Annotated in this window: 15 protein-coding genes and 1 pseudogene; 13 read left to right on the forward strand and 3 right to left on the reverse strand. The window is 54.2% G+C overall.

What is annotated here, in order from left to right; translation table 11 throughout:
- Position 1: 1 nt before the first annotated feature.
- Positions 2–1,708, reverse strand: a complete 1,707-nt coding sequence (locus HCH49_RS00875) for a sensor histidine kinase (RefSeq protein WP_221701994.1) — start codon at positions 1,706–1,708, stop codon at positions 2–4.
- 386 nt (positions 1,709–2,094) lie between these two features.
- Between HCH49_RS00875 and alaC the strand changes: the two genes are divergently transcribed.
- Positions 2,095–3,333: an alanine transaminase gene (gene alaC, locus HCH49_RS00880; protein WP_023308710.1), complete on the forward strand. Its 1,239-nt coding sequence runs from the start codon at positions 2,095–2,097 to the stop codon at positions 3,331–3,333.
- A gap of 52 nt (positions 3,334–3,385) precedes the next feature.
- Here alaC and ypdK read toward each other — a convergent pair whose 3' ends face one another.
- Both ypdK and lpxP read right to left on the reverse strand, forming a co-directional pair.
- A complete protein-coding gene (gene ypdK, locus HCH49_RS22290; protein ID WP_099458937.1) occupies positions 3,386–3,457 on the reverse strand; it encodes a membrane protein YpdK in 72 nt (23 codons plus the stop codon).
- A 357-nt stretch (positions 3,458–3,814) separates the two neighbouring features.
- Positions 3,815–4,735: a kdo(2)-lipid IV(A) palmitoleoyltransferase gene (lpxP, locus tag HCH49_RS00890; RefSeq protein ID WP_024907634.1), complete on the reverse strand. Its 921-nt coding sequence runs from the start codon at positions 4,733–4,735 to the stop codon at positions 3,815–3,817.
- Between the two features lie 12 nt (positions 4,736–4,747).
- On the opposite strand from lpxP, the gene HCH49_RS00895 reads away from it, so the two are divergent.
- The 12 genes and pseudogenes from HCH49_RS00895 to HCH49_RS00950 all read left to right on the forward strand — a co-directional run.
- Positions 4,748–4,888 carry a hypothetical protein gene (locus HCH49_RS00895; protein ID WP_162531704.1) on the forward strand — a complete coding sequence of 47 codons (141 nt, stop codon included), beginning with the start codon at positions 4,748–4,750 and terminating at the stop codon, positions 4,886–4,888.
- Between the two features lie 632 nt (positions 4,889–5,520).
- Positions 5,521–6,018, forward strand: a complete 498-nt coding sequence (gene tssB, locus HCH49_RS00900) for a type VI secretion system contractile sheath small subunit (protein ID WP_221701995.1) — start codon at positions 5,521–5,523, stop codon at positions 6,016–6,018.
- Between the two features lie 32 nt (positions 6,019–6,050).
- Entirely contained in the window at positions 6,051–7,595 is a 1,545-nt protein-coding gene (gene tssC / locus HCH49_RS00905; RefSeq protein ID WP_033146134.1) for a type VI secretion system contractile sheath large subunit, read from the forward strand.
- Positions 7,596–7,612: 17 nt separating this feature from the next.
- On the forward strand, positions 7,613–8,953 hold the full coding sequence (tssK, locus tag HCH49_RS00910) for a type VI secretion system baseplate subunit TssK (protein ID WP_047060680.1): 1,341 nt from the start codon (positions 7,613–7,615) through the stop codon (positions 8,951–8,953).
- Complete coding sequence (gene tssL, locus HCH49_RS00915; RefSeq protein ID WP_221701996.1) at positions 8,950–9,639, forward strand: type VI secretion system protein TssL, short form; 690 nt, start codon at positions 8,950–8,952, stop codon at positions 9,637–9,639. The genes tssK and tssL overlap by 4 nt, the downstream gene beginning before the upstream one ends.
- Positions 9,636–11,342 (forward strand): OmpA family protein, encoded by a 1,707-nt coding sequence (locus tag HCH49_RS00920; RefSeq protein ID WP_221701997.1) that lies wholly within the window; start codon positions 9,636–9,638, stop codon positions 11,340–11,342. Before tssL ends, HCH49_RS00920 begins: the two co-directional genes overlap by 4 nt.
- 5 nt (positions 11,343–11,347) lie before the next feature.
- Entirely contained in the window at positions 11,348–11,839 is a 492-nt protein-coding gene (hcp, locus tag HCH49_RS00925; RefSeq protein ID WP_023325816.1) for a type VI secretion system effector Hcp, read from the forward strand.
- A gap of 158 nt (positions 11,840–11,997) precedes the next feature.
- Positions 11,998–14,658 carry a type VI secretion system ATPase TssH gene (gene tssH / locus HCH49_RS00930; protein WP_221701998.1) on the forward strand — a complete coding sequence of 887 codons (2,661 nt, stop codon included), beginning with the start codon at positions 11,998–12,000 and terminating at the stop codon, positions 14,656–14,658.
- Positions 14,648–17,149, forward strand: a complete 2,502-nt coding sequence (locus tag HCH49_RS00935) for a type VI secretion system Vgr family protein (protein ID WP_221701999.1) — start codon at positions 14,648–14,650, stop codon at positions 17,147–17,149. Before tssH ends, HCH49_RS00935 begins: the two co-directional genes overlap by 11 nt.
- A gap of 2 nt (positions 17,150–17,151) precedes the next feature.
- Complete coding sequence (locus HCH49_RS00940) at positions 17,152–18,681, forward strand: lipase family alpha/beta hydrolase (protein WP_221702000.1); 1,530 nt, start codon at positions 17,152–17,154, stop codon at positions 18,679–18,681.
- A gap of 11 nt (positions 18,682–18,692) precedes the next feature.
- Positions 18,693–19,790: a T6SS immunity protein Tli4 family protein gene (locus HCH49_RS00945; RefSeq protein ID WP_221702001.1), complete on the forward strand. Its 1,098-nt coding sequence runs from the start codon at positions 18,693–18,695 to the stop codon at positions 19,788–19,790.
- Positions 19,791–19,819: 29 nt separating this feature from the next.
- Positions 19,820–21,424 (forward strand): annotated as a pseudogene (locus tag HCH49_RS00950) (DUF2345 domain-containing protein); the annotation flags it as partial.
- Between the last annotated feature and the right edge of the window lie 45 nt (positions 21,425–21,469).

The raw sequence follows: 21,469 nt of genomic DNA on the forward strand, positions 1-21,469 counted from the left end.
GTTACTCCACCTGGGGCAACAGTGATGTCGTCGTATGCGCGCGCGAGCGCTCATTCGGGACGTAAAAAGCAATTTCGGTACCCGGCTCAAGACGTTGAATATGCAGCCCGTCGCCGTAAAGCAGCTTGACCCGGTGGTGCACGTTCAGCAGACCGATTTTATTCCCCGGCATCTCGTTAGACTCCACGCGCTCAATGACTTTTGGATCAATCCCGTGGCCGGTATCGCGCACGGCAATCCGCACCCGGTTGCCGCTTTCGGTGACGCTGATGGTGACGACGCCTTTGCCTTTACAGGGCTGAATACCGTGAACAATCGCGTTTTCAACCAGCGGCTGGATAAGCAGGCTCGGGATCTCGCAGTTGACCTCTTCATCAATATCGTAAATGACCGTGAGCTTATCGCCAAAGCGCGCCTGCTCAATCGCGATGTAGTCCTTGATCTGATAAAGCTCTTTTTTGATGTCGATCTGCTCGTCATCTTTCAGCTCGATGTTGTAGCGCAGATAGCGCGACAGGTTAAAAATCAGCTGGCGCGCGGTGTCCGGATTAAGGCGAATGGACGAGGAGATAGCGTTCAGCGCGTTAAACAGGAAATGGGGATTAATTTTACTCTGCAGCGCGCGCAGTTCTGCCTTATTTGCCATCTCGCGCAGCTGTTCCGCCCGCGAAACCTCAAGCTGGGTGGAGATAATCTGCGACAGGCCGATGGCCATCTCCTGCAGCGTGGAGGTGATCTGATGCGCGTGGCAGTAATAAATTTTCAGCGTGCCCGTCACGACGCCTTTCTCCCACAGCGGGATGACCAGCATCGAGTGAATTTCCGGCGTTCGGTGGGCTTCATCATTGTTTTTAATAATGATTTTACCGTAGTTAATCGCCTGTCTGGTGGTCGGGCTTATGGTGTCATCGTTGTCGCGATAGTTGTGCTCCCCGACGCCAACGTAGGCCAGCACGTGGTCAATATTGGTGATGGCGACGGCGTCAGCGTGGATGTCATGGCGAATGATCTCGCAGACCTGACGCAACGATTCCGCGTTAACGTGGCGGAAGAGAGGCAGCGTTTTGTTGGCGATATCCAGCGCCAGCTTGGCCTGACGGGCGGCGCTGGCCTCTTTTTCCCCTTCAACGCTTTGCACCAGCAGCACGATAAAACCGATGCATACGCTGCCCAGGATCATCGGAATACCGATTTTCGAGACGATATCCAGCCCCAGCGCGGTGGTGGGGGCCCAGACGACGACCAGGATCATGGTCAGCGTTTCGCACACCATGCCTGCGACGATCCCGGCACGCCAGCGCTGTTTTTTCGGGATTTTGCGGCTGATCCAGCCGGAAAGCACCCCGGCGATAATGCTGGTGATAAAGCACGGCACCGCCGTTACGCCACCGATATCAATCAGATAGCGGTGCGTCCCGGCAATCAGACCGGTGATGACGCCCACCCACGGACCAAACAAAATCCCGCCGGACATGACGGCGATAATGCGCACGTTAACCAGCGAACCCTCTACCGGCACGCCGGACCAGGTGCTGAACAGGGCGAACAGCGAAAAGATGGCGGTAACGGCCAGCAGCTCTTTTGGCGAGTGGGCTGATTTGTGCAGCAGCTCGCGAAACAGGCGAATGCGAATGAGGAAGAACAGGCAAATCAGCATTAATGCCGCACGGTCAAAAACCGCCAGCAGCATAGTGAATATTTCGTGCACGAGTAGACCTGGGAAAACGGGAAAGAACCATGATAAAAAACCTGGCGCGTATTGACCAGCTATCCGTCAGGTTTATCAAATGAGGAAAAACCATAATTTTGAAAGGGGATTATCTGGCGATGACCGAGGCGTCCTGTTTTTTTCTTACCGGCGCATCGTCAGGTAACTGGTTTGATATCAACCTGTTAAATAACAGCTATCAGACAGCCGTTCCCGAAACAGGGGCTTCCGCTTTTAGGCGCAGCCGAGTTCCGGTTTTTAGTCGAGCGCTTTTTTTTCATTTCCCTCTCGACAGCATGATTTTTTTCAGGTTATTTTCTAAACATGCCACATCAGTGGCAGCGTCGCTCGGACGGTCCGGGCGCTAACGTTAATCTGAGGAATCTATGGCTGAATTCAGTCCTGAACGCCGTTTTACGCGTATCGATCGTCTCCCCCCTTATGTTTTCAATATCACTGCTGAACTGAAAATGGCTGCGCGTCGGCGTGGCGAAGATATTATCGATTTCAGCATGGGTAACCCTGACGGCCCAACGCCACCGCATATCGTTGAAAAGCTCTGCACGGTTGCCCAGCGCCCGGATACGCACGGCTACTCGACCTCTCGCGGTATTCCCAGGTTACGTCGCGCGATCTCGCGCTGGTATCAGGATCGCTATCAGGTTGATATCGATCCGGAAAGTGAAGCGATTGTCACCATCGGCTCGAAAGAGGGGCTGGCACACCTGATGCTGGCCACGCTGGATCATGGCGACACGGTGCTGGTGCCTAATCCAAGCTATCCGATCCATATCTACGGTGCGGTAATTGCCGGGGCGCAGGTCCGTTCTGTGCCGCTGGTGGAAGGTGTCGATTTCTTTAACGAACTGGAACGTGCGATTCGCGAAAGCTATCCGAAACCTAAGATGATGATCCTCGGTTTCCCGTCGAACCCAACGGCGCAGTGCGTGGAGCTTGATTTCTTCGAGAAAGTTGTCGCCCTGGCCAAGCGTTATGACGTGCTGGTGGTTCACGATTTAGCCTATGCAGATATCGTCTATGACGGCTGGAAAGCCCCGTCGATTATGCAGGTCCCGGGCGCGCGTGATGTGGCGGTAGAGTTCTTCACCCTGTCGAAAAGCTACAACATGGCGGGCTGGCGTATTGGCTTTATGGTGGGTAACAAAACGCTGGTGAGTGCCCTGGCGCGCATTAAGAGTTACCACGACTACGGTACCTTCACGCCGCTGCAGGTCGCCGCTATCGCTGCCCTGGAAGGCGACCAGCAGTGCGTCCACGAGATTGCCGCCCAGTATAAGCGCCGCCGCGACGTGCTGGTAAAGGGGTTGCATGAAGCGGGCTGGATGGTGGAAATGCCGAAGGCGTCTATGTACGTCTGGGCGAAAATTCCGGAGCCCTATGCGGCGATGGGATCGCTGGAGTTTGCTAAAAAGCTGCTTCAGGATGCAAAGGTGTGTGTCTCGCCTGGCATTGGATTCGGTGATTATGGCGACACCCATGTGCGATTTGCCCTGATTGAAAACAGCGACCGTATTCGTCAGGCGGTGAGGGGCATCAAGAGTATGTTCCGGGCCGACGGTCTTCTGACCTCAAAGAGCGTCGCTGAACATCCCGCGTCGTCATGACATAAAAAAACAGGAGCCAACGGCTCCTGTTTTTTTGACTGCATGTTCTTCACTAGATCATCAGGGCAAAGGTTCCGGCCCAGACTAAAACAATCACCGAAATGCCCATAAAGAAATATTTCACGTTTCATCGCTCCGCGTATCTTGTGGTACGCATTTAAAAACAGAGTCCACCTGATTATAGAGAACTGAAATCCGGTCAAAACGGAAATGAGAATTTTCCCGTTATGCCGTTAACTCCAGCTCAGAATTCTGTGCTTTCCTGTTGCCAGACGGCGCTAATGTACGCTTAAAAATGAGGGGTGACAAGAGGGATTTTTTTAAATAATTTCCGTCACTTACGAGTGTCGTGGAACGGCGACAGTTTGATTTCACTTCGCAATAAATTCACTTTGGGCGACGCATTAAAAGATAGTTACTCATCGGGAAGACAGGTGATTGAAAAGGTTAGTTTCTTAGCGAAACTAACCTTCATGAAGGGCTAAATATAGAGCGAGGCTTCGCCAAGAGGGCGGGTTTTGAAACGACGATGCATCCACAGATACTGCTCTGGCGCGCGCATGATTTCAGTTTCGATGACTTTATTGATAAACGCTGCCGCTTCGCACTCGTTTTCCGGATAGTTAGCCATTTCAGGGGAGATGTGCAGGCGGTAGCCTGACTTATCTGCTTTTCTCACCATCGTCACGGTCAGCATAGAGGCACCAGACAGACGCGAAATGACAAAGGTGCCGTTAGTCGTAGCAACGTCTTTCACCGCAAAGAAAGGCGCAAAGCTGCTGCCTTTACGTCCATAATCCTGATCGGGTGCAAACCAGACGGCTTCTCCTTTCTTGAGAGCACCGACCATACCGCGCAGGTTATTACGGCTGATCATCGCCTTATTGGAACGCATACGGCCTCGCGTCTGCACCCATTCCATAAGCGCACTGTTGTGCGGTCTGTAGGTTGCCATCATTGGCTGGCAAAGCCCCATCACGCGGCCGCCCAGCTCCAGCGACATAAAGTGAACGCCGACGACCATCACACCGCGTTTTTGCATCTGCGCGCGTTTAAGGTTATCCAGGCCTTCCACGTCAAACCATTTGCGGACACGTTCATCTGGCCAGAACCATGCCATGCCGGTTTCAAGCAGCGCCATGCCGATAGACTTGAAGTTTTCAGCGATGAGTTTCTCACGCTCCTCTGCATTGTACTGCGGAAAACAAAGCTCAATATTTTTACGCGCGATGGATTCGCGACGTTTCAGGAAAACGCGGGAAGCGCTGCCCAGTTTTGACCCCAGCAAGCGCAGGACAGGGTACGGAAGTTGAACCAGCAACCAGAGTACGCCAAGGCCAAACCATGTAAACCAGTAACGCGGGTGTAAAAACGCACGTTGAAATTTGGATTGAGACAAAATAGTAGAACCTATGTGAAGCCTGTAAAGGTAGCGCAGAGTTTGCGATACGACGTGCCGATAAGACCGTTCTTCAAGGTGATGGTTGCAGGCTTTACCGAACTTTACGGCGGCGTTGCCTGGCCACTGCTGATTTGGGCGGGCGGCGTAATGTAGCACCGTTATACGATATGTGCTATTACTCGTTTTTGATTAAAAAAGCGGCGATCCGGGAGGTGTTTGATTTTACACTGTATAAACTCCAGAAGGGAGAGCAGTTCTCATGCCTGAGAGGAGAACTGAAGTCTTTGCGCAAAGAGGAGTGGGCCGACAAAAGAGCAGCAGTGTTTATTTTCGGACCCGCATCTACATTTTATTTTCCTTCGAATAATAAATAAGAATTTTCTTTGTGAAAATTCTTATTTATTATTCATGTTATCAATCAATTCGTCACTCTTCTTCATTCATTAACCTCTGTCATTTATCTGCTTGCAATAACCTGTTGCCGTTCCTTCATCTTTTTTTAATATCATGTTGTGATGCAAATCAAAACAAGATGGTTTTATTAGCATCTCTCTGGCTGCGATCCTTTTTACGGTGCAAATATTCGCTTTGTGTGAAAAAAGCAGTGTCTTTCCCTGAGATGAACGGATAATCCGTAATAATATCTTAGTGGAAAATTCTTAAGAAATTTCTCATTGCGGATAAATGATCTGTGTATTTGATTTTGCATCGATCATTATTCTAATATTGCGCATCAAGAACGATACCGTGAAGTTGGCGTAGCAAAAACAAAGAGGGATGATGAGATGGCTGACAGTTTTCAGAATGAGGTGCCTAAGGCACGTATTAACCTGAAGCTTGACCTGCATACAGGCGGGGCAAGCAAGAAAATGGAATTACCGCTGAAATTACTGGTTGCGGGTGATTTCAGTAATGGGCAAGAGTCTGCTCAAATATCTGAGCGTGAGAAAGTTAACATCACGAAAAATAATTTCGACAGTGTTCTTTCTGAATACTCCCCAAAACTTAATCTAACCGTTAAAAATACGCTCTCTGATGATGGTGGTGAGGAAAATGTTCAGCTGACTTTCCAGAGCATGAAAGATTTCACGCCAGAGCAGGTGGCTGCTCAGATACCGCAGCTGAAGGCGATGCTGGCGATGCGCAACTTGCTTCGCGATCTGAAGGCCAATTTGCTGGATAACCAGACTTTCCGAAAAGAGCTGGAAAAAATCCTTCTGGACCAGTCCCTTAGTGCTGAACTGCGAAATGAACTATCCGCACTGACATCAAGAAAATCGTAACCATCATGCTGTTTTAACGGATTAAACAAGGAATGCTCATGTCTGTACAAAATAATATTGCCGGTAGTGAAAGCGTGGTGCTGGAACGTCCTGCTGCGGGTGGGGTTTACGCCTCTCTGTTTGAGAAAATCAATCTGAATCCGGTCTCCGAGTTGAGCGCGTTAGACCTCTGGCAAGATGCGCAGGCGATGTCAGATGCAACCGCTGATGAGCGTCTGACTGCAGGTATGCAGGTCTTTCTGGAATGTCTGACCAAAGCAGGCGCGAAGGTCGAAAAACTGGATAAAAGCCTTATCGATCATCACATCGCTGAGCTCGATTACCAGATCAGCCGCCAGCTGGACGCGGTTATGCACCATGACGAGTTTCAGGCGGTCGAAAGCCTGTGGCGTGGGGTGAAATCACTGATTGATAAAACAGATTTTCGCCAGAACGTGAAAATTGAGCTTCTGAGTATGTCCAAAGAAGACCTGCGGCAGGACTTTGAAGATACCCCGGAAATCATCCAGAGTGGTCTGTATAAACACACCTACATTGATGAATATGATACTCCAGGCGGCGAGCCGATTGCGGCACTGATTTCCGCTTACGAGTTTGATGCTTCAGCGCAGGATGTCGCTCTGCTTCGCAACATCTCCAAAGTATCCGCTGCTGCACATATGCCGTTTATCGGCTCAGCAGGCCCGAAATTCTTCCTTAAAGAGTCCATGGAAGACGTCGCGGCGATTAAAGATATTGGTAATTATTTTGACCGCGCAGAGTACATCAAGTGGAAATCGTTCCGCGATACTGATGACGCTCGCTACATCGGCCTGGTCATGCCGCGCGTATTGGGACGTTTACCGTATGGCCCGGACACCGTTCCGGTTCGCAGCTTCAACTATGTCGAAGAAGTCAAAGGTCCCGATCACGACAAATACCTGTGGACCAATGCATCGTTTGCCTTCGCGTCCAACATGGTGCGCAGCTTTATCAATAATGGCTGGTGTGTACAAATCCGTGGCCCGCAGGCTGGTGGTGCGGTTCAGGACCTGCCTATCCATCTGTACGATCTCGGTACCGGCAATCAGGTAAAAATCCCGAGCGAAGTGATGATTCCCGAAACCCGCGAATTCGAATTCGCGAATCTGGGCTTCATTCCTTTGTCCTACTACAAAAACCGCGACTACGCGTGCTTCTTCTCAGCCAACTCAACTCAGAAACCGGCGCTGTACGACACCGCTGATGCGACGGCTAACAGCCGCATCAACGCCCGTCTTCCGTACATCTTCCTGCTGTCGCGTATCGCCCATTACCTGAAGCTGATTCAGCGCGAGAACATTGGTACCACGAAGGACCGCCGACTGCTGGAGCTGGAGCTGAACACGTGGGTCCGCAGCCTGGTGACCGAAATGACCGATCCGGGCGACGAGTTGCAGGCTTCTCACCCGCTGCGCGACGCGAAGGTGGTAGTGGAAGACATCGAAGACAACCCGGGCTTCTTCCGCGTGAAGCTGTACGCCGTGCCGCACTTCCAGGTGGAGGGCATGGACGTCAATCTGTCGCTGGTTTCCCAGATGCCGAAAGCGAAATCGTAAAAACAGGCAGGAAGCCGATGAAAACGGAACAACCGTTATGGGGTAGGGGCATTATGGTCTCTCCCCAGCATTTTCAGCAACAGGTCGCGTATGCGGCCTGGTCTGCCGAATGTATTGCCCGGCTGGGCCTCTCCTGTCCATGGGGGGTAATTAATGCCACCTTCGAACCGGAAGCTCTCAGGCTTGGACGTCTGCAGGCCCATCATCTGCATGTCCGTTTTCAGGACGGTACGCTGATTGATACAGATAATGCCGATACTCTGCCTCCGGTCCTGTCGCTTGAAAGCGAATCGCAGGAGGTGACGGTGGTACTGGCACTACCTCTGCTGCGGTCGAACGGCGGCAACTGTCTGAAACCCGAAGAAGTGGCCGAGCGTCCGGTGCGATATCGTCAGCGCTGGCGGGATGTGCGCAATGCCTATGGAGATGACACCCGTCAGATTGCCGTAATGCAGCCCGAACTGACCCTGCGTTTTGCGCATCAGAACAACAGCGATTACCTGATTTGTCCGGTCGCCCGACTGCAGCAAGACTCGCAGGGTACATGGCAATTAGATGAGACGTTTCTTCCTCCACTGTTGACTCTCCAGGGCAGCCGTTGGCTGGTTACCCAGCTTGAACAACTCATGACTCAACTGCGGGCCCGTCTGTGCCGTCTGATGGCGATGCGGCGTGAAAGCAATGAGCGCATGGCAGACTTCGCCGTGGCCGATGTATCACTGTTCTGGCTGCTCAACGCGCTGAACAGCGCTGAGCCCGTGCTTGGCCAGTTCCAGCGTAACCTGCAAAGCCCGCCGGAGCGTTTGTATCCGGAACTTTCTCGACTGGCAGGGAGCCTGCTGACTTTCTCTCTGGAACATCAGGTGAGCGCTATACCGATCTGGCACCACGAGCAACTCAATACGGTGTTTCCGCCGCTGTTTGATTTGCTTGGCGATCTGCTTGAAGCCAGCCTGCCATCCCGCGTGGTGGCCCTGTCACTCGACTATGACCCACGGCTGCACTTCTGGCAGGCTCGACTGCATGACCCGCGTCTGCGCGAAGGGGCTGATTACTATCTTTCTGTGCGCTCGCCGATCCCAGTAGCGCAACTGCAGGAACAGTTCCCGCGTCAGTGTAAGGTGGGCAGTCCTGACCATGTGCGGGGGATCGTCAACTCTTCCCGCGTGGGCGTGCCGTTGATGCCATTGCGCCATGTACCAGCCGCCATTCCGCTGCGCCTGGAAAATCAGTATTTCAGTCTCGATCTCTCCCATCCTCTGGCGACTGAGATGCTCCAGAGTGGGACGTGTATGTTTTACGTCCCGGGCATGCTGGGCGAGCCTGAACTTGAACTCTTTGCGGTACTGAGAACATGAGTGAACGTAAACACGGCGCTGCCGTATCTGTTGATATTGACGCACTGCTGCAGGATACCTGGCTGCAGGTCATTAGCCTTCGCCATGGACCGCAGTTTCAGGAAGGTGAAGGTCGGATTTTGTGGGAGCGCTGTATTGCTGACGTGGAGCGCGTTCAGCGCGAACTGAAAGCGAGTGAACTCGACGAAGCCAGCTGTGAGCATATCCTCACTGCACAATGTGCATTGCTTGACGAGGCGGTCAAAGGACGAGGTGTGGATGATGACGCCTGTGTGCAGTGGTATGACATTCCCCTGCAGGGACACTTCCTCGGCACGATGGACGCGGGTGACACCCTGTGTGACAGGATGCGCGATGTGCTGCGCGAACCAGCACCAGACATTGCCGTACTGACCTGCTTCCAGCGGGTAATGATGCTCGGATTTCTGGGGGGCTATCGCGCGCTGAACGATCCTGAACGCCAGAAGCTGGTCAGCGCGCTCAGTGAACATGTCGCGCCGTTCAGCTATCCGCAGACCCACCCTGTTCTGGCAGAAAGCCGTGCCGGGTGGGGAATGGGCGGATGGCTCGCATCATGGCCTGCACGTATTGGACTAAGCGTGATTGTTCTTGCCGCGCTCTGGTGGGGACTGGATCGTTGGCTCGATCAGATGCTGCTGACCCTGCTGCCGGGAGCCATAAAATGAGTCCTGCACAACAGCGCGGGCTTGCGCTGTGGGCAGCCCTGCTGAGTGCGGTGGTCTGTCTGGCTTTTCTGCCGGTATCCCGGCTGGCTTCAGTGCTCGTTCTGCTGGCGATGCTCGGGGTTATCTTCGTGTTCTGGTATATCACCAAACCTCGTGCGGAGCATGACGTCACCCTGCTTCTGGATGACCTTCCTGAAGCCACTTACCGTCAGCCCGTGGTGCTGGTTTGTGGCGATCTGCCGCTGACCTGGCCGCAGCAGTCATCAGTACTCATCGTCACGCAGGGATGCTGGATCCGCGTTGAGGATCATCAGGATCTGGAGCAGGTTGCCCGTCAGGTACTGTGGCAGCGTCCGGACTGGGGACGTCAGATGTCAGTGATGGTCAGTGTCTGCCCGCAGAAACACGTTGACAGTGAAGCCCTGACAAGTCGTCTGCTGGCTCTGCGCTGGCAAATCAGCCAGTTGCGTAAAGAAACGGGACATTCTGTGCCATTGATTTTGAATGGTCAGATCGGCAGCGCGATGACGGATGACATGCTCTGGCAGGCCGCTATGCCGGGTGAAGGGTGGACCGTCTGGCGTGAGTCGAGTGCGCCTTGTTCAATTGCCGCGTGGGTCTCCACTGGCGGTGCGCCTGTGATGCAGCAGCAGGTGCTGATGAACAGCCTGATGAGCTGGTTCCATCAGCATGTCCAGGCGGTATTCATCGATGATAATCCTGATGTTCCGGCCATTGCACCTGCAGCGCTGCTGTGGGGAATGGGACCGATTCTTGCCGGAAGCCTTGCATCATCAGCCTGGACGTCGTGGTTATCGCGTCATACTGCCATGCAGCAGGTGACCGGCTGGCAGCCCAGGGGGACGGACAGTACGGTGATCTCACCCTTACCGGATTTCATCCTGCCGCTGCTACCGGAGGGAAGTGGACTCACTCCCCAGGCCCGCACCTGGCGCTGTGCCCTTGGTCTTTTCACCCTGGCGGCCATCGCCGCGCTGCTCAGCAGTGGCTGGAACAATCGCCAGCTGCTGCTGAGCGTGAGCTTCGATATAGCCCGTTATGACAGCCTCTCCATGGATGACTACGGCCCGAAGGCTAGCGCCGTAGCGGCCCTTCGTGAGAATGCGGCGCTGCTGGATGACTATGCACGTAACGGCGTACCGGCCCGACTGGGTCTGGGACTTTATCAGGGGGAACGTCTACGGATGCCCCTTCTGGAAGCGATCCGCTCGTATATGCCGCCGCCTCCTAAACCGCAGCCAACCCCAAAACCGGTGCCGAAAATTGTGAGGCTCGACAGCATGTCACTGTTCGATTCCGGCAAGTTCGAGCTGAAGGCGGGTTCCACCAAAATGCTGGTGAATTCACTGGTTGGCATCAAAGCGAAGCCCGGCTGGCTGATTGTCGTGTCAGGGCATACCGATAACACCGGCAATCCGCAACTAAACCAGACGTTGGCTCTGAAACGTGCCGAAGCGGTGCGCAGCTGGATGCGTGACACCGGCGACGTGCCGGAAAGCTGTTTTGCGGTGCAGGGCTATGGCGAAAGCCGCCCTGTCGCAACCAACGACACCCCGGAAGGGCGTGCGCTTAACCGCCGTGTCGAAATCAGTCTGGTACCGCAGGCAAGTGCCTGTCAGATACCCGGCAAACACATGGCGCCATCGCAGGATGATGGCGTCTCAGAAAATAAAACGGAGTAATTAACATGGCAATTCCTGTTTATCTTTGGCTGAAGGACGACGGCGGCGCGGACATCAAAGGGTCTGTTGACGTTCAGGATCGTGAAGGCAGCATCGAAGTGGTTGCACAGGAGCATAACCTGTACATCCCGACCGACAACAATACCGGCAAGCTGACCGGCACCCGCATCCACACGCCGTTCCTGTTCACGAAGGAAATCGATTCCTCCAGCCCGTATCTGTACAAGGCGGTGACCACGGGTCAGACCCTAAAATCCGCTGAGTTCAAGTGGTACAAAATCAACGACGCGGGCCAGGAAGTGGAGTACTTCAACACCAAACTGGAAAACGTGAAGGTAGTGAAAGTGAATCCTGAAATGTATGACATCAAGGATCCTTCTAAAGAGAAGCACAACCACCTTGAACGCGTTGAACTGCGTTACGAAAAAATCACCTGGACCTACAAAGACGGCAACATCATTCATTCCGACTCCTGGAACGAACGCGCCACGGCGTAATCCTGATGCGGGCAGGTTTTCCTGTCCGCAGTTTTTTGCTGAATGCCTGAGATGCGGGCACTCAGCAAAGAAAAAACAATCTGCCTGCCTGACCTTATGCGCTTTGGTGAACAGCGAGGGGCGGTAGCGTGTCCAGGAACCGACAAAGAGAGAATCTCATGGAAAATCCAGCCATCCTGTTACGTCGTCTGAACCCTTACTGTGCCCGTGCGATGGAAGGCGCGGCGTCGCTCTGCCAGACCCGCGCCCATGCGGAAATTTTGCCGGAGCACTGGCTGCTAAAACTGCTGGAGCAGGGGGAAGGTGACCTGACGGTGTTGGCGCGTCGCTATGAATGGGATATGGATGGCATCTGGCAGGATTTGCTTGGCTGGCTCGACAGACAACCTCGCTCCGTGCGCCATCGCCCCCAGCTGTCTGATGCCATTCAGACGCTGATGCAGGAAGCCTGGATGATTGCCTCCCTTAACAGCGAAGAGCACATTCGCAGCGTCCATCTGCTGATGGCCCTGGTGGAAAAACCAAAACTGGCACGTTGTGACGGCCTTTGGCCGTTGTTAACGCTTGCTCAAAGCCAGCTGGAGCGCCTGCGGCCTTTGCTGGATGCACAATCGGATGAACGTCTGGAAATGCAGCGCGAAGCAGAACTGGCGCAGAGCCACGGTGGTGAGGTGGAATTTGTCGGGCGTCCGGCTGGTGTGGAAATGAAAGAGGGGGAACTGAGCCCTGCGCTGCAGAACGCACTGGATAAATTCACCCTCGATGTCACTGCCAAAGCGAAGGAAGGGAAGATCGATCCTGTGTTTGGCCGCGACACAGAAATCCGCCAGATGGTGGACATCCTTTCCCGCCGCCGTAAAAACAATCCGATCCTGGTCGGCGAGCCGGGCGTGGGGAAAACTGCACTGGTTGAAGGTCTGGCGTTGCGTATAACCGAGGGTAATGTGCCGGAATCCCTCAAAACGGTCACTCTCCGCACCCTTGACCTGGGTCTGCTGCAGGCTGGCGCGGGCGTGAAAGGTGAGTTCGAACAGCGTCTGAAAAACGTCATCGACGCGGTGCAGCAATCGCCTGTACCTGTTCTGCTTTTTATTGATGAAGCGCATACCATCATTGGCGCAGGTAATCAGGCGGGTGGTGCAGATGCGGCCAACCTGCTGAAACCGGCGCTGGCGCGTGGCGAACTGCGTACTATTGCGGCCACCACCTGGTCTGAATACAAACAATACTTCGAGCGTGACGCCGCCCTGGAACGTCGTTTCCAGATGGTAAAAGTGGATGAGCCTGACGATGACACTGCCTGCCTGATGCTCCGTGGCCTGAAATCCCGCTATGCCGAACACCACAATGTGCATATCACCGACGATGCGGTTCGTGCGGCAGTTACTCTTTCACGTCGTTATCTGACCGGGCGTCAGCTTCCTGATAAAGCGGTCGATCTGCTGGACACCGCTGCCGCTCGCGTGCGTATGAGTCTCGATACGGTACCGGAACAGCTAACCCGCCTTCGCGCGAGTATCGCTGCGCTCGACATGGAGAAGCAGGCGTTACTGGAAGATATCGCCATTGGCAATCAGTGTCATGCCGAGCGTTTGAGCGAGATTGAGCAGGAAGAGGTGCGCCAGATAGTGACACTCGACGAACTGGAAACCCAGTACGGTCAGGAGATGAAACTTACCGAGCAGCTACGCGAAAGCCGTCAGGATATATCACGCCAGCGTGAGACTCACAGGCTGCAACAGGAGCTTAACGAGATGCAGCGCAGCAACCCGCTGCTCTCCCTGGATGTGGATGTCCGCACCGTTGCCAACGTGATTGCCGACTGGACAGGCGTGCCGTTGTCATCACTGATGAAGGACGAGCAGACCGAAATGCTGACTCTGGAAAATGAAATCGGTAAACGTGTGGTTGGGCAGGATGTGGCGCTTGAGGCTATCGCCCGACGTCTGCGTGCGGCAAAAACGGGTCTCACGTCCGAGAACGGTCCGTTGGGCGTATTTCTGTTGGTAGGACCGAGCGGCGTGGGGAAAACCGAAACCGCGCTTGCGCTGGCCGATGTCATGTACGGCGGCGAGAAATCACTCATTACGATTAACCTTTCTGAATACCAGGAACCGCACACGGTTTCCCAGCTGAAGGGCTCGCCGCCGGGCTACGTGGGTTACGGTCAGGGCGGTATCCTCACCGAAGCTGTGCGCAAGCGTCCGTACAGCGTGGTGCTGCTGGATGAAGTGGAAAAAGCGCACCGCGACGTGATGAACCTCTTCTATCAGGTCTTCGACCGCGGATTTATGCGCGACGGCGAAGGGCGCGAAATCGACTTTCGCAACACCGTCATCCTGATGACCTCTAACCTCGGAAGCGACCACCTGATGCAGTTGCTGGATGAAAACCCGGAAGCTACAGAAGCAGACCTACACGAACTGCTGCGCCCAATCCTGCGCGATCATTTCCAGCCCGCGCTGCTCGCACGCTTCCAGACGGTGATTTACCGTCCGCTGGCTGAAGCAGCCATGCGTACCATTGTGGAAATGAAACTGTCACAGGTCAGCAAGCGCTTGCACCGCCACTACGGGCTGACCACGCAAATTGACGAGAGTCTCTATGACGCGCTGACCACAGCCTGCTTGCTGCCGGATACGGGGGCGCGTAACGTTGACAGTCTGCTGAATCAACAAATTCTGCCGGTGCTGAGTCAGCAATTGCTCACCCACATGGCCGCAAAACAGAAACCAGCGTCGTTACGCCTTGGCTGGGATGATGAAGAAGGGATCGGCCTGGAATTTGAATGGAGTCAGGGGGTAACGTATGAGCACTAATCCTCCGATCAGATACAGCCACAACCACCACCTGCTCGTGGTGAAAGGCTGTGAAGCCGAACCCGATGTGCTGGCTTTTGTTGGCGACGAAGCCCTGAGCCGACCGTTCAGCTACCGTGTTGAGTTCACCAGCCGCGACCACGGCATTAGCAAAGAGATGATGCTGATGAAGCCCGGCTCGCTGACGCTGCAGGCCCCGGTTGACCAGGGGTACGGCATCAAAATCCAGCAGCCGCTGCGGGTGATTCAGGGGGTGGTGACCGGTTTTGAACGTCTCGGCACCTCAAAAGATGAAACGCATTACGCCCTGACGCTCCGGCCCCGTCTGGCACTGCTTGACCGTTCGCACCAGAACGCGATTTACCAGGACATGTCGGTCCCGCAAATTGTGGAGAAAATCCTGCGCGAGCGTCACGGCATGCGCGGTCAGGATTTTCTGTTCTCGCTCACAAAAGAGTATCCGCGCCGTGAGCAGGTGATGCAGTACGGCGAGGACGATCTGCACTTCATCACCCGCCTGCTGGGCGAAGTGGGCATCTGGTTTCGCTTCACCACCGACACGCGCCTGAATATTGATGTGGTGGAGTTTTACGACAGCCAGCAGGGTTACGAGAAAGGCCTGACGCTGCCGTCGGTGCCGCCGTCCGGGCAGCACTCGCAGGGTGTGGACTCGGTGTGGGGGATGGAAAGCCATCACAGCGTGGTGCAGAAGCAGGTCAGCACCCGCGACTACAACTACCGTCAGGCCACGGAGAACATGAATACTCTGGTTGACGTCACCCGGGGGGACGCGACCACGTACGGGGAAGCGTACCACTATGCCGATAATTATCTGACGCCGGGCAGCGCGTATGACCTCAATCCGGCGCCCGAGTCCGGTGCGTTTTATGCCCGCATCCGGCATGAGCGTTACCTGAATGGCCAGACGCAGACCCGGGCCTTCACCAGCAGTCCGGCGCTCTCTCCGGGGATGCTGCTGAAAGTCACCGGCGGGTATGAAGTGGCTGACGTGTTTGCGCATGGCGTGGTCATCACGGCGATGCACACATATGCCCGCCGTGATAAGGACTTTGCGGTTGATTTTTACGGCATTCCGGACAGCACCGATTTTGGTTTCCGCCCGGAACCTGGCTCACGCCCGGTGATGGCCGGGACGCTGCCGGCACGCGTCACCAGCACCACCGAAAATGACACCTATGGCCACATCGATAAGGACGGTCGTTACCGCGTCAATATGCTGTTTGACAGGGACAGCTGGGAGACCGGGTTCGAGAGCCTGTGGGTGCGCCAGTCCCGCCCGTATGCCGGCGACACCTACGGCCTGCACCTGCCGCTGCTGGCGGGCACCGAAGTGGCGATTGGCTTTGAGGACGGTAACCCGGACAGGCCGTACATCTCCGGCGTGCTGCACGACTCGGCCCACGGCGACCACGTCACCATCCGCAACTACAAACGCAACGTCCTGCGCACCCCGGCGAACAACAAAATCCGCCTTGATGACGAGCGCGGGAAAGAGCATATCAAGGTCTCGACGGAGTATGGCGGCAAGAGCCAGCTGAATCTCGGGCACCTGGTCGACAGCGAGAAACAGCAGCGAGGCGAGGGTTTTGAGCTCCGGACAGACAGCTGGGGTGCCATCCGTGCGCAGAAAGGGCTGTTTATCAGTGCGGACGGGCAGGCCAGGGCGCAGGGGCAGGTGCTGGAGATGCAGGCAGCGATGAGCCAGCTGGAGCAGGCGCGGTCCCTGGCTGAATCGTTACGCAGCGCGGCAGAAGCGGCGAGAGCTGAACTGGCAGATGTGCAGATGCAGAAGGCGCTGCTGTCAGACGCGCTGACGGATTTAAAGAAAGCGGCGCTGCTGGTCTCGGCGCCGGAAGGGATAGCGCAGGTGACGGGGAAAAGCCTGCAGCAGTCGGCGGGAGACAACATCATCAGCACCAGCGGCGGGCACACAGACTTCAGTGCACTGAAAAGATTCACGGTGGCGGCCGGGGAGCGGGTAAGTCTGTATGCGCAAAAGCTGGGCATCAAAATGTTTGCCGGCAAAGGGAAGGTGGAGATCCAGGCGCAGGGGGATGAGATGACGCTGGATGCGCTGAAGGATATCCGCATCAGCAGCAGTGAGGGAAAACTCATCATCAGCGCGAAGCAGGAAATCATTCTCACCAGCGGAGGCGGTTATATCCGGATAGCGGACGGAACGGTGGAGTGTGCGGCGCCGGACAAAATTATCCAGCGGGCTGCGGTGTGGCAGAAGTTTGGCGGGCAAAGTATGAGCCAGGCAGTGCAGAGCTGGGAAAACGCGAATTTTTCTTATACGCCTAAGGCGATTGATGCCTATGATGGGTCAGCTCTGGCAGCGCAGAAAATGGCCATTCAGGGTGAGGATGCAGCGAGTCAAACCGTCTCAACCTCTGAAGATGGAAAAGGCGATTTAATGAAGCAGGTTAATGTGGTGACGGACAAACTGCGGTTCGAGGGAGAAAAATAGCCATGACTCTAGCAGCAGAAAACGAGATCGTGAGCCGACCAGAATATGATGAAAATGGGCGAGTGTACTACAGTCTGCCTAATGGCAGAGCGGAAGACAATTTGGTGGTTGCCTGTCCTAAGGTGGCGGAAAAGGTGATCCCGGTTATTTTTCTGCCGGGAGTCATGGGAACGAATCTCAAAAAGATAAAATCCCCTGAAAAAGTCTGGCATGCTGACATGTTTCAGGGCTCAGATGCGCTGGCATGGCTGTATAAGTCTAAAGAACAAAGAAAAGCCTTGCTGGATTCTCTTACCACCGAAGTCGATTTAACGGGAAAGGTACTTTACGACGATCTTGACGGCAGAGGGTTTCCCTCCAGAGTTGCCCGTGGCTGGGGCAGTGCGCTTTACAAAAGCTATGGTGAACCTCTCCATGTGCTTCAGTGCATGCTTAATGACGGTCATATTCTGATTGATAACCTGATCAATGGCACCAGCAGGCGAACGCCGCGGCAGTTACTGATTGGTAAAAATTTAGGTGCAGAGAAAGGAGAAGATGCGCTGACTGAGTCTGAGGTCAGGCGGAGTTATGATTACCTTTTTCCCGTGCATGTTTTTGGCTATAACTGGCTGCAGTCAAACGCCGATTCGGCCGCCTTTCTCGAGCGATATATCAGTGAGACGTTAGGCACTTATCACGGCAGGCTTGCCACCAATAAAGTCATTCTGGTCACCCACTCCATGGGCGGCCTGGTGGCCCGACATTATTCAGAACAAATGAACGGCAGAGACAATATTCTGGGCATCGTTCACGGCGTTATGCCTGATCTGGGATCGCCGGCGGCATATCGCCGAATGAAGACCGGGGAGCGGGGCATTGTCGGAGCGGTAATTGGCGCTGACGCAGCAAACCTGATGCCGGTACTGGCCCAGTCCCCCGGTCCGCTGCAGCTGCTGCCGGGTAAAGCCTACGGGCCGGGTTGGCTGAAAATTAACGGCGGAACGGAAACAGCGTATAAGCCGGAGTCTGACCCTTACACGGAAATTTATCTGAATGAAAGTGACTGGTGGCGGCTGTGTGAGAAAGAATTACTGCTGGATGATATAAAAATTGAATGGAGTAATTATGTTAATCGCGTTACTTATACGATTTATGATTTTATTGAAAAATTAAACGGCAAATATCATCCCAATACCTATGCATTTTATGGTGCCAGTGAAAAATATCCTTCAGACGATCATCTGATATGGCAGCAGATCCCGGCACCGAGGCCGGTTATGGGCGTACCGCCGGAACGTCCCGTTTATCGCCATGCAGCAGGGAACACGTTTGAATTGACCTCCTCCGGCAGCGCCGGGGACGGTACCGTACCTGTACGAGCCGGCCGTATCAGATTTTCCGGGATCCGCTCTTTGCTTGCGACTGAAGTCGATCATGAAGGTGCCTATGCCGTGGGGGATACCAGTGCGGAAAACGGTCTTTCCGTTGCGATGAAGTTCACGTTACGCTCGATTGTAAAAATGGCCGGGGAGGTCACCTCATGCGGGTAAGGCATTTATGGATGGGATTACTTGTTGTCGTCCTTATTCTCTCTACAGTTTTCTGGTTGCTCACCCGTTCGTGGCCAGTAGCTCCTTTAACGGCAAAGGAAAAACAAATGACGGATAAACTATTTGAACAGACCAAACCTCAGTGTATTGGCCGCTATCTTTTTGATGTGCCCGTTTCATTTAACAACGCTGCGATGGGGCAGGTAAAGATTAATGAAATGAGAATTATCAGCAAGCGGCTGTATCCTCCGGCGTTTGCACAACGTATCCAGTTACGTGAACAGGAGTTAAAAAATAGTCCTGCAGTTGATCCCCTGGACCTTCCTTATCTGAAACAGGTATACCGGATAAATGACAATGCAGTCATTTTTGATCGCAATGTAAATGAAAGTGTGGCAGGAGGAATGCGGGTTCTTGAAGGGCATCTATATAGCAAAGGAGTTGCATTCATTGTGTATTTAGAATTCTTAGATCATACAAACCCTAAATATTTTGAAAAGAAAAAGATGTTAAAAAATGCGGGGTTGAGTGAATCTAGCCTAAATAATAAGCCTCAGAAGCTGGCAGAAATGCAAAGCCTTCTATCCCGACTAAAGGGAAGAAATGATGAAGAAGTGCCAACACAGCCTGGTATCTGTATTCCGGAAGGTTTTATTAATGATTCGGGAGTGATTTCGAATGATGTCATCAACATTATATATAACAGTGATGACTTTGGCCTTATTGTTAACAGTGATAATACGCTTCGAAAATCTGAACCGCTCTTAGAAAGGTCTGATGAAATCAATGCTACCCTCATCAGAGTTGGCGCACACACTCTGAAGAAAGGGGCAGTAAAACTACCGGAGATAAATGCAGAAGAGTGGCTGATGAAAGGTAAGCAGGATATTTATCAACCGAAAGAGAAAATAGTTCCTGCCTACAGATTCGCTTTTTATGGGAATGAGGATATAGCCGACTTAAGACATCCGGTATTTTCCGTTGAGTTGAATAATTCTGGTTTGGAAACAAAAAACTATACGGATTCACAACTGGTTGATATCTGGGACAGAATCACAAGAACGTTCAGGTATCGAACTGGATCAGCTCCGGTAAACACCAAGCAATAAATGTATCTTCAATAAGAGAGAGGTCTAAATATGACCGCATTCGTCATGAACGCTACCTGAAGGGCCAGATCCGGACGCAGGGCCTTCACCAGCAGTCCGGCGCTCTCTCCGGGGATGCTGCTGAAAGTCACCGGCGGGTATGAAGTGGCTGACGTGTTTGCGCATGGCGTGGTCATCACGGCGATGCACACATATGCCCGCCGTGATAAGGACTTTGCGGTTGATTTTTACGGCATTCCGGACAGCACCGATTTTGGTTTCCGCCCGGAACCTGGCTCACGCCCGGTGATGGCCGGGACGCTGCCGGCACGCGTCACCAGCACCACCGAAAATGACACCTATGGCCACATCGATAAGGACGGTCGTTACCGCGTCAATATGCTGTTTGACAGGGACAGCTGGGAGACCGGGTTCGAGAGCCTGTGGGTGCGCCAGTCCCGCCCGTATGCCGGCGACACCTACGGCCTGCACCTGCCGCTGCTGGCGGGCACCGAAGTGGCGATTGGCTTTGAGGACGGTAACCCGGACAGGCCGTACATCTCCGGCGTGCTGCACGACTCGGCCCACGGCGACCACGTCACCATCCGCAACTACAAACGCAACGTCCTGCGCACCCCGGCGAACAACAAAATCCGCCTTGATGACGAGCGCGGGAAAGAGCATATCAAGGTCTCGACGGAGTATGGCGGCAAGAGCCAGCTGAATCTCGGGCACCTGGTCGACAGCGAGAAACAGCAGCGAGGCGAGGGTTTTGAGCTCCGGACAGACAGCTGGGGTGCCATCCGTGCGCAGAAAGGGCTGTTTATCAGTGCGGACGGGCAGGCCAGGGCGCAGGGGCAGGTGCTGGAGATGCAGGCAGCGATGAGCCAGCTGGAGCAGGCGCGGTCCCTGGCTGAATCGTTACGCAGCGCGGCAGAAGCGGCGAGAGCTGAACTGGCAGATGTGCAGATGCAGAAGGCGCTGCTGTCAGACGCGCTGACGGATTTAAAGAAAGCGGCGCTGCTGGTCTCGGCGCCGGAAGGGATAGCGCAGGTGACGGGGAAAAGCCTGCAGCAGTCGGCGGGAGACAACATCATCAGCACCAGCGGCGGGCACACAGACTTCAGTGCACTGAAAAGATTCACGGTGGCGGCCGGGGAGCGGGTAAGTCTGTATGCGCAAAAGCTGGGCATCAAAATGTTTGCCGGCAAAGGGAAGGTGGAGATCCAGGCGCAGGGGGATGAGATGACGCTGGATGCGCTGAAGGATATCCGCATCAGCAGCAGTGAGGGAAAACTCATCATCAGCGCGAAGCAGGAAATCATTCTCACCAGCGGAGGCGGTTATATCCGGATAGCGGACGGAACGGTGGAGTGTGCGGCGCCGGACAAAATTATCCAGCGGGCTGCGGTGTGGCAGAAGTTTGGTGGACAGAGTATAAGCCAGGCAGTGCAGAGCTGGGAAAACACTGATTTTGCCATAACGCCTGAAGTCAGAAGGTTATCGGATGACTCGCCGGTGGCCGGTCTGAAGCTGGGTTTAACAGGCGGGATGGCACGCAGCAAAGTTTAGCGACCTTCGCTTCAGGGACCACAGCGGTGCAGAATAATGTAAATGTCGATTCTCTCAACGCCTCTTTGCTGGATAAAACATAAGGCGCTCTGTTATTTCGGAATATATCTTCAGGGAAAGCACAAGGT

The organism is Enterobacter sp. Y17 (assembly GCF_019730495.1).
In the GTDB taxonomy this organism is placed as follows: Bacteria; Pseudomonadota; Gammaproteobacteria; order Enterobacterales; family Enterobacteriaceae; genus Enterobacter; species Enterobacter asburiae_B.

What these genes read in the sequence shown, in the direction of transcription:
- HCH49_RS00920 (WP_221701997.1), top strand. Translation starts at nt 9,636, where the DNA reads ATGAGTCCTGCACAACAGCGCGGGCTTGCGCTGTGGGCAGCCCTGCTG.
- tssH (WP_221701998.1), top strand. Translation starts at nt 11,998, where the DNA reads ATGGAAAATCCAGCCATCCTGTTACGTCGTCTGAACCCTTACTGTGCC.
- tssB (WP_221701995.1), top strand. Translation starts at nt 5,521, where the DNA reads ATGGCTGACAGTTTTCAGAATGAGGTGCCTAAGGCACGTATTAACCTG.
- alaC (WP_023308710.1), top strand. Translation starts at nt 2,095, where the DNA reads ATGGCTGAATTCAGTCCTGAACGCCGTTTTACGCGTATCGATCGTCTC.
- hcp (WP_023325816.1), top strand. Translation starts at nt 11,348, where the DNA reads ATGGCAATTCCTGTTTATCTTTGGCTGAAGGACGACGGCGGCGCGGAC.
- tssK (WP_047060680.1), top strand. Translation starts at nt 7,613, where the DNA reads ATGAAAACGGAACAACCGTTATGGGGTAGGGGCATTATGGTCTCTCCC.
- HCH49_RS00935 (WP_221701999.1), top strand. Translation starts at nt 14,648, where the DNA reads ATGAGCACTAATCCTCCGATCAGATACAGCCACAACCACCACCTGCTC.
- tssL (WP_221701996.1), top strand. Translation starts at nt 8,950, where the DNA reads ATGAGTGAACGTAAACACGGCGCTGCCGTATCTGTTGATATTGACGCA.
- HCH49_RS00940 (WP_221702000.1), top strand. Translation starts at nt 17,152, where the DNA reads ATGACTCTAGCAGCAGAAAACGAGATCGTGAGCCGACCAGAATATGAT.
- tssC (WP_033146134.1), top strand. Translation starts at nt 6,051, where the DNA reads ATGCTCATGTCTGTACAAAATAATATTGCCGGTAGTGAAAGCGTGGTG.
- HCH49_RS00945 (WP_221702001.1), top strand. Translation starts at nt 18,693, where the DNA reads ATGGGATTACTTGTTGTCGTCCTTATTCTCTCTACAGTTTTCTGGTTG.